The organism is Haemophilus sp. HMSC066D02 (genome assembly GCF_001810545.1).
In the GTDB taxonomy this organism is placed as follows: domain Bacteria; phylum Pseudomonadota; class Gammaproteobacteria; order Enterobacterales; family Pasteurellaceae; genus Haemophilus_D.
Window position 1 is genome coordinate 258,324 of record NZ_KV801804.1, and the last position, 13,060, is coordinate 271,383.

Genomic DNA, 13,060 nt, shown 5'->3' on the forward strand with positions numbered 1-13,060 from the left:
CGGAAATTTCCGCCTTTTTTGATTTTTTCTTTATAGATGGCTCACGAAACGTGACAAATCTTTGGGTTTACAGTCTCTTTCTAATTTTTCAGCTGCTGTACCAATTTGTAATAAGGCAACAATCTTATCATTTTTACCACAACCAAATGCTTCACGTAATTCACGCCCCTCAACGAGAGGACCTGTTGCCCAAAAACTTTCAAAACCCAGTGCATTGCCTGCAAGTTGAATCGCATAAGTTGCCGCACCCGCAGTAAGCATTTGTTCCCAACCCGGTACTTTTTTCACTTCATGATTAATTTTAGCAATCACCGCAATGATCATTGGCGCACGGCGTGCAAAATTCTCTGCTTTTTTTAATCTTTCTTCACCTAAATCAAATTCAGTCACCGCTGCTTTGAGCAAGCTTTCCAATTTACTTAAACCGGTGCCTTGGATAACTACGAAATGATAAGGTTCAAGTTTACCATGATCAGGGGCATGTAAAGCTGCTTGAAACATTTGTTCTAATTGCACTTGGCTGGGGGCTGGTGCTGTTAATTTTTTATTCGATTTACGTTGTGTTAAAAGGGTTAATGCATCCATAGTGTTTTTCCTTTTTTAGTTTTAAGTGCGGTTAATTATAACATAGTTTTTCACTAAACTTTATGATAGGCTACGCACAATTTTTATTTCTGTTTTTAAAGGTTTAATTTCACATGAATGCCATATTAAACGTATTGAAATTTTGTTGTAAAGCACTCAATTTTATCCGAAATCTTGTGATGAATTTTGTGTTCTTACTATTTGTTTTAGCGTTGATTGTCCTTATTAGCCTTTTTAGTGATGGCAAGAAAAGCCAAGTCTTATCAGGCGATCAAGGTGCATTATATTTAAATTTAACAGGCTATCTTGCTGATAACACGGAAGATATGCTGAGTTGGCAAGAGGAATTCCAACGTTTAAATAATGAAAAAGTTTCTTACAAATATTCAACCTTTGATGTGGTGCAAAGTATTTTATCTGCAAAAGATGATGAACGCGTTCGTGGTTTAGTATTGAATCTAAATGACTTTGAAGGGGGGGATCTTCCATCATTAGAGTACGTAGGAAAAGCCATTCAAAGTTTCAAAGAGTCAGAAAAGCCCGTTATTGCTTATGCTGACAATTACACACAAGCACAATATTTCCTTGCGAGTTTTGCGGATGAAATTTATCTCAATCCGATTGGACAAATCAGCATTCAAGGTTTGCGTCAGGAAAATCTTTACTTTAAATCCATGCTCGAAAAACTTGAAATTACACCACATATTTTCCGAGTGGGGACATATAAGTCCGCGGTAGAGCCTTTCTTGCGTGATGATATGTCGCCAGAAGCAAAAGCGAATATGCAAAAATGGCTTGGAGGCATGTGGCAAAACTATATGCAAACACTAATGGTTAATCGCCATATTACCGCCAATGACGTATTACCTAATGCACAAAAATATATTAGTGATTTAAAAGCGTTAAAAGGTGATGAAACGGCTTATGTAAAAAAACGTCAGTTAGTGACACAGTTTGCGACAAGATTGGATTTAGATAAAAAATTGACCGCACTTTTCGGTCAAGGTGAAGAAGGCAAAGCCAAATTAGTGGATTTTGAAGATTATTTATCTGATTTAGGCGATCGTTTCTCAGTGGATCCAAATGAAAAAAATATTGTTGCGGTAGTGAATGTAGAAGGGACGATTATTGATGGTGAAAGCGATGAAGAATCTGCAGGTGGCGATACCATTGCGAAGTTATTAAGACAGGCCTACGATAATGAGAAAGTGAAGGCTGTTGTTCTCCGTGTTAACTCACCGGGTGGCAGTGCATTTGCCTCTGAAATTATTCGCCAGGAAATTGAAAATCTTCAAAAAGCAGGCAAACCTGTTGTCGTATCAATGGGGGGCATGGCAGCTTCTGGTGGTTATTGGATTTCTTCGACTGCAGACTATATCGTGGCGGATAAAAATACGATTACGGGTTCAATTGGGATCTTTGCATTATTCCCAACCTTTGAAAATACAATCAAAAAAATGGGAATGAGTACTGATAGCGTAGCGACAACAGATCTTGCGGAAACCTCAGTGTTAAGCCCATTAGGTAAGAACACACAGGATATTTATCAACTTAGTATTGAAAATGGTTATGATCGTTTCTTAGATGTGGTAAGCCGTGGGCGTCAATTATCAAAAGACAAAGTAGATAAAATTGCTCAGGGCCAAGTTTGGTTAGGACAAGATGCACAGAAAAACGGCTTAGTTGACGAATTAGGTGATATTGATATAGCCATTGATAAAGTGGTCGCGCTAGTCAATCAACATCCGGATAAATATATGGATAATTTTAGTGTGCAATGGTTGGTTGATGAAGATAATAGCTTCTTAGCTAAATTAGATCGCAAGCTTAAACAAAAAGGTCAAGCCTTACTGACAAATTGGTTGGGATTGCCACAGGAAGTGCATCAAGTGAAAAAACAACTAAATGCGTTAACCAAATTTAATGATCCAAAAGGGCAGTATTTGTATTGTTTAAATTGTGGTTTGGTTAAGTAAAACAGTAAAATACAAAAAGGGCGGAATGTAATTTCCGCCCTTATTTTTTACCCAAATCGCTTATTTTTCATTTTTGATATTAGAGAAAATATTCGCCAAAATTGGACCTGATACATTGTGCCAGAAGCTAAATAAAGCACTTGGTACCGCGGCAATTGGGTTGAAATGAGCAGCAGCTAATGCAGCACCTAAACCTGAGTTTTGCATACCTACTTCAATTGCTACAGCTTTACTATCCGCCGTATTAAGTTTAAATAATTTTGCTGCAAAGTAGCCAATTAAATAGCCTAAGCAGTTATGTAAAACCACTACGCTAAAAATTAATAGACCAGATTCGACGATTTTATCTTTACTTACTGCTACTACCGCTGCCAAGATTAAGACGATAGAGATAACAGAGACTAATGGCATAGTTTGGCTTGCTTGTTCCACCTGTTTTTTGAAGAGCGCACGAACGACTAACCCTAAGAAAATTGGGAACAACACCATTTTTAATACAGACATAAACATTGCGCCTGCATCAATATCTAACCATTGACTTGCTAATACATAGAAAATAGCAGGGGTTAATACTGGTGAAAGTAAGGTTGAGATAGTGGTACAAGCAACAGAAAGCGCGGTGTTACCTTTCGCTAAATAAGTCATTACGTTTGATGACGTACCACCTGGGCAAGAACCCACAAGAATCACACCAACTGCTAAATCAGCCGGTAAATCAAAGGCTTTTGCTAATCCAAATGCAATAGCAGGCATGATAATGAATTGACCCGCTACACCAATGAATACAGATTTAGGGTGTTTAGCCACTTCACTGAAATCAGCGAAAGTTAAGGTAATCCCCATGCCAAACATCACCAAACCTAAAAGGTAAGGAATGTAGGGGGCAAAAATTTTGAATTGCTCAGGGAAGAGAAAGGCGAGAAGAGCAAAAACAATCGCCCATAGTGCGAAAGTTTTGCTCACAAAGTTAGTGAGTTTTAATAATGCTTGCATAGTTGCTTTCCTATTTTGTTAAAAAGAATGAAAAGAGCGGTCAATTTTAAAGACGTTTTTTTGAGATGTCTATGACTAACTTGTATTTGAAGATGCTTAGGAAGTGGTTGTTTGCCAAGCATTTTCATCAAGCAATTGACCAAAATGGCTTTCTACAAGAAGACGAGTAATATTGTTTTGAGGATTGGTGAAGATCTCTCTTGGTGTACCTGATTCGATAATTTCACCTTCATCCATAACTAGCACTTGATCCGCAATATGTTTGATAATCCCTAAATTTTGTCCAACATAAATATAGGAAATGCCTAAGTGTTCTTGTAAATCTAAAATTAGATTAAGCAATTGAACACGAACGGAAGCATCTAATGTACCAAGTGCGTCATCGATAATAATCACTTCAGGCTGAAGAATGAGTGCGCGAGCCAAAGCGATCCGCTGTTTTTGACTGACAGAGAGGTGTTTAATTTTAAGATTAGTATAATCTGGATAAAGCCCTACTAATGAAAGGGTTTCAAAGATCTTTTGATTGCGAGTTTCTTCATCCCAATTGGTAATTAATCGCAGCGGGGCATCTAAGGCTTGGCCAATATTTAAGCGAGGGTTAAACGCTGAATTTGCATCTTGGAAAACCATTCGGATATGTTGTGCACGATAGTGAAAATCTTCAAATTGGAGCGGTAAATCATTAAATAAGATTTTTCCAGATGTAGGAGGGGTAATTCCTGCAATCATTTTCACTAAGGTGGATTTTCCTGAGCCATTTTTACCAATAATCGCAAGTGTTTCTTTCCGACTAAGCGAAAAACTGACATCCTTTACCGCATAAAATTGCTCAGAGCCAAAAAGTTTGGCTGGACCATCAAAGGTTTTACTAAGATTTTCCACTTTTAATAATGGCATTATTCGTTTCCTTTTGATTCTGTGTTGAGCGTAAGCGGTGAAGCGGTCACTTTATCTTTAAACTACCGTTCTCGAAGATTTATCGGATGATGGCAGGAGAACTCATGCTGTTTAATGCGATAGCGGCTTGGTTTTTGAATGCATTCACGTTGAGCGAAAGGACAACGTGGTCCTAAACGACAACCAATCGGCATTTGTTCCAAAATTGGTACTGTGCCTTCTAGTGTCCCTAATTTGCTTTTAAAACTTAAAGGACGACTAAAATCCGGAACAGAGTAAAGCAATGCCTGCGTATAAGGATGGTGAGGCATTTCTAATATTTGGTCGGTTGGCCCAGACTCTGTATTTTGCCCACAATAAAGGACGGAAATACTATCACACCATTCGCTGATACTTTTAAGATCGTTACTAGCTAATAAAATTGTCGTACCTTGGTTTTGGTTCATACTTGAAAGCAAGCGGAAAATTTGCAATGCCGTAATGGATTCCAAAGAATTAGTGGGTTCATCCGCAATTAGTAATCGAGGTTGATTCGCCACTGCTATAGCTATCATCACCTTTTGACCTTCACCTTCAGTGAGCTCATCAGGATAACTCGCCATAATGTCCTTGTGGTTTTTAATCCCTACACGGTGCAGTAATTCAATCGCACGACGTTTTTTCCAACCAAACCACTGCCACCAGCGGCCTTTAAAGGTCCAGTTTGGAATACTTTGGATAAGCTGTTTACCAATTTTTCGGCTTGGATCAAGGCAACTTAATGGGTTTTGGAAGATCATTGAAATTTCTTTTCCAACGATTTTTCGACGTTGATTCGGTGTCAGTTTAAGCAATTCAATATCATTAAAACGAAAACGGTCAGCGGTGACAATCCAGTTATCTTTAATAGAATTACTGATTACTTTAGCGATTAAACTTTTACCTGAACCTGACTCACCGACAAGTCCTAGAATTTCACCTTCATTAAGCGAAAGATTGACGCCGTCCACAATTTTTATGCGGCCGTTTGGTGTTTGAATTTCAATATTAAGATTGCGAATATCTAACAGCGCCATGGGTTACTCGTAATATTTATTGATTGCTTGACACAATCCGTTAGTAAAAATAATGCTTAATAAAATGGTAAAAATAATAGCAAAACCTGGTAATAAAATCGTCCAAGGCGCAAGATAAATTAACTCCAGTGAGTCTTTTATCATCGCACCCCATTCTGGCATTGGTCGTTGAGCACCAAGAGAAATGAAGCTGAGCGCTGTAATATCTAAAATAGCGACCACAAATGCACGAGAAATTTCTTGCGTATAGACGATACTAATATTCGGCAAAATTGTGCTTTTTAATAGCTCCCAGTTTGAAATCCCATCTAATTTGAGTAAGAGAACATAGTCTTTTTTCAGCTCTTGCTGAATCGCTTGATAAATGGCATGCACAAAATACGGCAAAATAGCCAATAGGGTAGCAAACATCGCATTCATTAAGCTTGGTTCCATTAACGTGGAAATGATAATGGCAATCAGCAAAATAGGAATCGATAAAAAAGCATCAAAAAAATGACCTAAAAAACGCGCTTTAATCCCGTCAGACATACCCGCAAGAATACCTAGTGCGCCCCCAATAATTGCCACAGCGATAACCACCAAAAGGGATGAACCAAGCGTATATTGTGTCCCCATTATTAATCGACTGAGTACATCTCTGCCAAGATCGTCCGTGCCAAAGAAAAAGGCGATACGACCTTTTTCTACCCAAGATGGCGGCATCAATTCTTCTCCCACAAACTCCATGCTTTCGCTATAAGGCATGATGAGTTTCGGGAAAATCGCGACCAAAATCAGGATAACAAATAAATAGAAACTAAATAATGCCACACGATTTTGGCGGAAAAGCAACCAAATTTGAAAGAAGGAGGTACTTTCGCGAAATTCATCAGGTTCTCTATCTTGCATACCAACCCTTCTTATTAAATGGATCTAACATAAACATCAGCGACTTGGCTAAGGTATCAATAATGATGATGCAAACACCGATCACTACGACACCAGCCGAAATACTGTTGTAATCTTGTTGGGTTACGGCATCAATGAGCCAACGCCCTATTCCAGGCCAACCTAAAACGTTTTCTACCAACATACATTGTGTTAATACTAAGGTAAATACGCGAGTAAGCTGTGGAATCAATAATGGAAATGTATTACGAAAAACGTAACGTTTTAAAATCGTCCATTTCGACCACCCACGTGTTACAGCTGCTTTGGCATATTCTTGTTGAAGTAAATAATCAGCCCGTTGCTGAATGATTCGGATAAACTCCATTGTTGGCAGAATACAAAGCACTAATGTCGGTAAAGCTAAATGCTGTAAAACGTTTTGTACGATTTTGGTTCGGTAAGGGACATCAACAAACCACATATCAATGGTAGGGAAACCTGTGATAGGTTTGATTTCATAGAGTAAATTATACTGCCCGATGGCTGCAATCTCCCAGCTTTGAATCGCGGCCACATAGAGTAAAATCGGGGCAAACCAGAAAATAGGAATAGACAAACCAACATTAGAGATACTTTGCAATGCGCGTGCACAAGGACGCTGATTATAGACCGCACTTAATACGCCGAGAGGAATACCTAAAATGCAAGCCAATAAAAGTGCGGTAAAACAGAGCTCTAATGTGGGTGGTAATACCGTAAAAATTAAATCTTTTAACGATTCTCCGCCGTTATAGGTAATCCCTAAATCGCCCTGTAACAATGATGTAAGGTAATGATAATAAGCACTATAAATGTTATTTGTGACAAGATCGGCATTGAGTGGATCTCGCATTAAAATCACAAAACTTAATACGGATAAAATCAATAATAAAATGCTTACCCAAATGACATAACGAATTGCTGAAAAGAGCATTATTTTTTCTCCTTATTTTTCATGAAATACAAGGTAGAAAAATTGATGCTACCAAATGGGGTCATTTCAATTCCTTTTACATTACCACGTGCGACTAAAAGTCGTTTTACGTTTGCAATTGGCACAATAGGTAATTCGTTTAAGATGAGCTCTTGTGCATTATTATATGCTTTAGACCGTTCATATAAATGATTGGTGGATAGTGCGCGATCCATCATCTTATCGAATTCAGGGTTACACCAATTGGATAGATTAGTGATTTCCTTTTGTGTATCGCAACTTAAAATCGGGCGCATAAAACCGTCAGGATCAAGGTTTCCAGCAAGCCAACCCGTTAAGATTAAATCGTAATCTTCCGTGCCTTTGCGTAATTGTTCGATTAAAAACGTGCGTGTTACTGACCGCACTTTAACATCCACTCCCGCTTTGGCTAAATCCCATTTAATGAGCTCCGCCATTTTTATTGGTGCAGGGTTATATACTTGCTCTTCGTTTATTACCCACATCTTTAACGTGAGTTTTTTATCGCGTAACGTTTTTTCCGCTTCTGAGGGCTGATAATCATAAGAAAAATCAGGCGTATTAATCGCAGAAGCCCAAGAAATATCAGGAATAATATTATTCGCTACGGTTGCTGTATTGTGGTAAATATTTCGCACAATTCTAAAACGATTTAAGCTTTGCGAAATGGCTTGACGAATAGTTTTATCTTGCATTAATGGCTTTTGGAAATTGAAAGCCAAATAGGCCAAGTTCATTCCATCCGTAGATTGCAGATAATAACGGTCGTCCTTTTCACTTAATAAACCGAGTTGGCTGACTTCAGGATAAGACGCGATTTGACATTCATTATTAAAGAATTTAATTAAACGCCCTGTACGATCCGCCGAAAGATCCACAATAATATTTTTGATTTTGGCTTCTTTTTTCCAATAATCCTCATTGCGTACCAAGCGAACATATTGGTTATAAACGTAATCTTTCACTTGATAAGGACCCGTGCCAACAGGGTGTGTGTCCAATTGGGTGAGATTATCATCTGCACTTAATTGATACGCATATTCTTGAGAGAAAATAATAGAATATTGACTGGCAAGATGCGACAGAATTGACGCATCGGGTTCAAACAGTTCAATTTTGACCTGATAAGGATTCGTTGCTGTGATGCTTTTAATTTTTTGATTCAGCTTAATACTTTCAAAATACGGAAAGTGTACCTTCTTAGCTTGTTCGTGGAAGATTCTATATTGTGGATTTTTATAGGTTACTTCATTATCTGAAAATGTAGGCAAGTAAGTATCATGCCCTAAAACACGATTAATCGAAAAGACCACATCCTCGGCATTAAAGTCACGAGTTGGTGTAAACCAAGGAGTACGATGGAATTTCACCCCTTTACGAAGATTAATAAGAATTTGTTTACCGTCAGAGGAAATTGAATAGGATTGTGCTAACACTGGAACGAGTGCGGCGCTGTGATCTTTAATATCAAACAGTTTGTTATAAATTTGCTCCGTCACCACATTCATACTGGTACCAGCGTCTGCAGTTTGCGGGTTAAAGGAAAAACCCGATGCATTTGTGCAGTATGTTAAGCCGTTTTCTGTCAGCATTTTGGGTATGCTTGGGGCGGCTTGTGCCAGATTAATTTGGCTCAACCCACACAATAAAAAACAAAAAGTGACATTTCGACGTAACATAGCTTTATTATTAAAGACCGTTTTGTGATAAATTGAGTGAATTGTAAAATATCTTGGCAAAAATGGCTAGTTATTGGATTTTTAGGATATGTTTAAATCAATTAATCGGGAAATTAATCAAATAATCAATCGTGGATTTGACCGCACTTTACGTTTAGCTGTGACAGGGCTAAGTCGAAGCGGTAAAACGGCCTTTATTACGAGCTTGATTAATCAATTGTTACATATTAATCAAGAGGGAAATACTCATCTTCCTTTATTTGAGGCTGCCCGAAATCAATCTATTTTAGCGGTAAAACGTGTGCCTCAGCAGGATTTAAGTATTCCACGTTTTGATTATGAAGCGAATCTCAATGATTTAATGAATAATCCACCACAATGGTGCCAATCTACTCGAGGCGTGAGTGAAACACGTCTTGCTATTCGTTTTGAACGCCAATCGGGCTTGCTTCGCCATTTTAAAGAACGTGGCACATTATATTTAGATATTTTTGATTATCCTGGTGAATGGCTATTGGATTTACCTTTGCTAAATCTAGACTTTCAACAATGGTCACTTGAACAAGCCAAAATTACATTGGGTATTCGCCAGCAGTTTGCTCAAGATTGGTTGGATAAACTGGAAAAACTCGACCTAAGTGCGGTCGTCAATGAAGATGTTTTAGCGCAGATTGCAAAATCTTATACCGATTATTTGCTTGCCTGCAAAGCAGAAGGAATGCAATTTATTCAACCTGGCCGATTTGTCTTGCCTGGGGAATTAGAAGGTGCACCTGTATTACAATTTTTCCCGTTATTGCATTTGTCTGAGGAACAATGGCAAAAACTGAAAAGAGAGGCGAAATCCAATAGCTATTTTGCCGTGTTAAATAAGCGGTATAATTATTATCGTAATAAGGTGGTGAAAGGCTTTTATGAAAATTATTTTTCTACTTTTGATCGCCAAGTAATTTTAGCAGATTGCTTAACGCCACTGAATCATAGCCAACAGGCTTTTATTGATATGCAAACAGGGCTTAATCAGCTTTTTAAAAATTTCCATTATGGCAAACGCAATTTACTTAATCGCTTGTTTTCCCCGAATATTGATAAGCTTATGTTTGTGGCAACAAAAGCCGATCATATCACGACAGATCAAATTCAAAACTTAATCAGCCTGATGCGCCAATTGGTACAAGAGGGCGGTCGTCATGTAGAATTTGAAGGGATTGATACAGAATATACAGCCATTGCTGCGATTCGTGCGACAAAACAAGTTTTAGTTAATCAAAACGGTAAACAAATCAAAGCTATTCAAGGAGTACGTTCTGTAGATAAGCAACTGATTACGCTTTATCCAGGATCTGTTCCAAGTAAATTACCTAATGCAGAGTTCTGGTCAAAACAATCTTTTGATTTTGATTCCTTTGAACCTCAAGTTTTACAACAGGGTGAAAGCATTCCGCATTTAAGAATGGATGCAGTTTTACAGTTTTTATTGGCGGATAGGTTTGATTGATAGAAAAATCAAATCAATTTAATTGTCAAATATTTAATATAAACCACTATTTTTTTATTGGTATTTAGGTAGAATTAATTTGAGTCTTTCTAAAGTAAAGGAGCTTATGATGAAAATGAAAACTCTCTTAGCATTAGCAATCAGCGGAATTTGTGCTGCTGGCATGGCAAATGCACATGACCATATGGCAAAACCAGCAGGTCCTTCAATCGAAGTAAAAGTACAACAATTAGATCCTGCAAATGGTAACAAGGATGTAGGGACTGTAACTATTACTGAATCAAATTATGGTTTAGTATTTACACCAAATCTACAAGGTTTAGCTGAAGGTTTACATGGCTTCCACATTCATGAAAATCCAAGCTGTGATCCAAAAGAAAAAGACGGTAAATTAACCGCAGGTTTAGCGGCTGGCGGTCACTGGGATCCTAAAGGCGCAAAACAACACGGTTACCCATGGCAAGATGATGCTCACTTAGGTGACTTACCGGCTTTAACTGTATTACATGATGGTACCGCAACTAACCCTGTTTTAGCGCCACGTCTTAAAAAATTAGATGAAGTTCGTGGTCATTCTATTATGATCCACGCAGGTGGTGACAACCACTCTGATCACCCAGCTCCACTTGGCGGTGGCGGCCCACGTATGGCATGTGGCGTGATTAAATAAATCGATTATCGAAAGATAAAAAAAGTGCGGTCAATTTTGACCGCACTTTTATTTTTATCGTTTTACTTAACCACTTCCGCCGTATATTCTAATTTATGAATTGCATTAATCAATTGCTCATCAGGAACTTTTGGATCTTCTACAACAGTCACAGTTCTATCTTTAATGGAGGCTTTAGTGGAAATCACGCCATCAATATTGCGTAACTCTTTATTCACTAAATAAGCACAAAGCTGGCAGTTCATTTCATTCACTTTTAGCACAACTTGCTTTGTTTCTTCCGCCTGAGCGGCAGAGAAGGTGAATAATGAAAGCAAAAGTGCGGTCGTTAATTTCTTCATTTTTTGTTCCTAATTAGAAAGCTCTAAAATCCACGGTAAAATGGTTGGATAAGTTAAGAAAAAGAGCATGACGATAAATACAATCCAATACAAAACAATGAGCTTTTTACGGGAAATGTATTTGCTGCAAATGATTTTTTTGGAAAACATTAGCAACCAAAAGCCGTAGGCAAAGGCGCATAATGAAACGATAAGCATCGGAATACGTAAATAGTCATATTCACCCAAGCCAATTAACCATGTGGATGACACGCCAAATACTAAATAGATTAAAGGCGCAATACAGCACAAGGTTGATGCCACCGCAGCACTTAGCGCGGTGGCAATCGCAACCCAAAAAGATTTATTAGAGCTTTTTAGAGACGTAGTCATATTTAAATTCTTTCGGGTCAAAGGAATTTAACGGGTCACCACCGATTTCGGCATACGGATAGCCAAAGTTATTGAGTGGGGCAAGTTCTGGCTGTGGATATAAATCGAAGTCACGAGCATGGTTAAAGCCAACCCAGTTTGCTTCCCAGTTACCGAATAAGTATTTGGCAACGGCTTGAGTATCCTTATCGTCAACAGATTTTTTCTCCGCTAAACGCATTTTTGCCACGTCTGCAGAATCAACAGGCACCCAGCCGAATCCTGCAAGATAGAATTCTGCACGACAGTGCTGACCACCACTTACGTTTGCTACGCCATGTTCGTCCGCACTACCGAATGCACCTTTGGAATATTTGCCCATTTTATCCGCCGCACCTAAACGAATACCAAAAATTTCACGGGCAGGAATACCGCTGGCTCGAGCAAGTGCAACGAAAACAGAGTTAATATCGGTACATTTGCCTTTTAACACACCAGTGGTCAGAATTTTTTCTACATCACCATCGCCACAGCCTAAAACAGAATTATCACGTTCCATATTGTTGACGATCCATTGGTGAATCAATTCAGCTTTTTTCAATGGATTAGTTTCAGTGCCTACAATTTTATCGGCGAACTGTTTCACAATACCATCTGTTTTAATATGTTGAGTCGGTTTTAAATATTCTTGTACATCAACAGAATAGTGAACATCTTTTGGTGGCTTGTAATTCGTCAACGCACCTTTAACCATTGGTTCGCGATCTTTGGTTTCAATCACTATTGTGATTTTTAAATCGCGTTTTTGCGCATCTTTATCCCAAGTTGCAAAGAGGGTTTTCGCACCATATTTGTTGTTTTCCGTTACATAGGCATCCAAATAGTTACCTTCAAAATGGATAGATTTTACCTGTTGATACTCGCCATTAAACGGTAAAGGCACCCACAGATTCGCTTGTCCTTGCGAACCTTTTGGCGCAACTAAGTCATAGGTTTGAGTGAATTCATACAGATGTGAATCGGTATTGTAGTTTGGAATGTCGGTATTGGCGTAAGCCATGGAACATGCGGAGAGTACCGCAGTGGCGATAAGTTTCTTCATGAAAAGATCCTTCTAGTTAGTTAACAGTTAAAACTTAACACAT

The 13,060-nt window shown here is 38.4% G+C and carries 12 protein-coding genes and 1 pseudogene; 3 read left to right on the top strand and 10 right to left on the bottom strand.

The window, feature by feature from the left end; all coding sequences use genetic code 11:
• Positions 1–30 precede the first annotated feature (30 nt).
• Positions 31–585, bottom strand: a complete 555-nt coding sequence (locus HMPREF2750_RS01535; RefSeq protein ID WP_049372493.1) for a nitroreductase family protein — start codon at positions 583–585, stop codon at positions 31–33.
• Positions 586–698: 113 nt separating this feature from the next.
• On the opposite strand from HMPREF2750_RS01535, the gene sppA reads away from it, so the two are divergent.
• Complete coding sequence (gene sppA / locus HMPREF2750_RS01540; protein ID WP_070582306.1) at positions 699–2,561, top strand: signal peptide peptidase SppA; 1,863 nt, start codon at positions 699–701, stop codon at positions 2,559–2,561.
• A gap of 60 nt (positions 2,562–2,621) precedes the next feature.
• Here sppA and HMPREF2750_RS01545 read toward each other — a convergent pair whose 3' ends face one another.
• From HMPREF2750_RS01545 to HMPREF2750_RS01570, 6 genes and pseudogenes are all read right to left on the bottom strand, one after another.
• Positions 2,622–3,554 (bottom strand): bile acid:sodium symporter family protein, encoded by a 933-nt coding sequence (locus HMPREF2750_RS01545; RefSeq protein WP_049365906.1) that lies wholly within the window; start codon positions 3,552–3,554, stop codon positions 2,622–2,624.
• A 96-nt stretch (positions 3,555–3,650) separates the two neighbouring features.
• Complete coding sequence (locus HMPREF2750_RS01550) at positions 3,651–4,454, bottom strand: peptide ABC transporter ATP-binding protein (RefSeq protein WP_070582307.1); 804 nt, start codon at positions 4,452–4,454, stop codon at positions 3,651–3,653.
• Positions 4,454–5,509, bottom strand: a pseudogene (locus tag HMPREF2750_RS01555) (oligopeptide/dipeptide ABC transporter ATP-binding protein). The gene HMPREF2750_RS01550 and the pseudogene HMPREF2750_RS01555 overlap by 1 nt, the downstream one beginning before the upstream one ends.
• 3 nt (positions 5,510–5,512) lie before the next feature.
• Positions 5,513–6,400, bottom strand: a complete 888-nt coding sequence (locus HMPREF2750_RS01560; protein ID WP_070582309.1) for an ABC transporter permease subunit — start codon at positions 6,398–6,400, stop codon at positions 5,513–5,515.
• Positions 6,390–7,355: an ABC transporter permease gene (locus HMPREF2750_RS01565; RefSeq protein ID WP_070582310.1), complete on the bottom strand. Its 966-nt coding sequence runs from the start codon at positions 7,353–7,355 to the stop codon at positions 6,390–6,392. The genes HMPREF2750_RS01560 and HMPREF2750_RS01565 overlap by 11 nt, the downstream gene beginning before the upstream one ends.
• Positions 7,355–9,055 (bottom strand): ABC transporter substrate-binding protein, encoded by a 1,701-nt coding sequence (locus tag HMPREF2750_RS01570; RefSeq protein WP_070582311.1) that lies wholly within the window; start codon positions 9,053–9,055, stop codon positions 7,355–7,357. Before HMPREF2750_RS01570 ends, HMPREF2750_RS01565 begins: the two co-directional genes overlap by 1 nt.
• 88 nt (positions 9,056–9,143) lie before the next feature.
• Here HMPREF2750_RS01570 and HMPREF2750_RS01575 point away from each other — a divergent pair, with 88 nt between their 5' ends.
• A complete protein-coding gene (locus tag HMPREF2750_RS01575; protein WP_070582312.1) occupies positions 9,144–10,553 on the top strand; it encodes a YcjX family GTP-binding protein in 1,410 nt (469 codons plus the stop codon).
• A gap of 109 nt (positions 10,554–10,662) precedes the next feature.
• Positions 10,663–11,223, top strand: a complete 561-nt coding sequence (gene sodC, locus HMPREF2750_RS01580; protein WP_070582313.1) for a superoxide dismutase family protein — start codon at positions 10,663–10,665, stop codon at positions 11,221–11,223.
• Between the two features lie 62 nt (positions 11,224–11,285).
• On the opposite strand, the gene HMPREF2750_RS01585 is transcribed toward sodC, so the two are convergent.
• From HMPREF2750_RS01585 to HMPREF2750_RS01595, 3 genes are read right to left on the bottom strand one after another with little or no spacing between them, the layout of a single operon-like run.
• Positions 11,286–11,564, bottom strand: coding sequence for a heavy-metal-associated domain-containing protein (locus tag HMPREF2750_RS01585; RefSeq protein ID WP_070582314.1), 279 nt, complete (start codon positions 11,562–11,564; stop codon positions 11,286–11,288).
• Between the two features lie 9 nt (positions 11,565–11,573).
• Positions 11,574–11,936, bottom strand: coding sequence for a mercuric transporter MerT family protein (locus tag HMPREF2750_RS01590; RefSeq protein ID WP_005695901.1), 363 nt, complete (start codon positions 11,934–11,936; stop codon positions 11,574–11,576).
• Positions 11,911–13,017, bottom strand: a complete 1,107-nt coding sequence (locus tag HMPREF2750_RS01595; RefSeq protein WP_070582315.1) for a transglutaminase-like domain-containing protein — start codon at positions 13,015–13,017, stop codon at positions 11,911–11,913. Before HMPREF2750_RS01595 ends, HMPREF2750_RS01590 begins: the two co-directional genes overlap by 26 nt.
• Between the last annotated feature and the right edge of the window lie 43 nt (positions 13,018–13,060).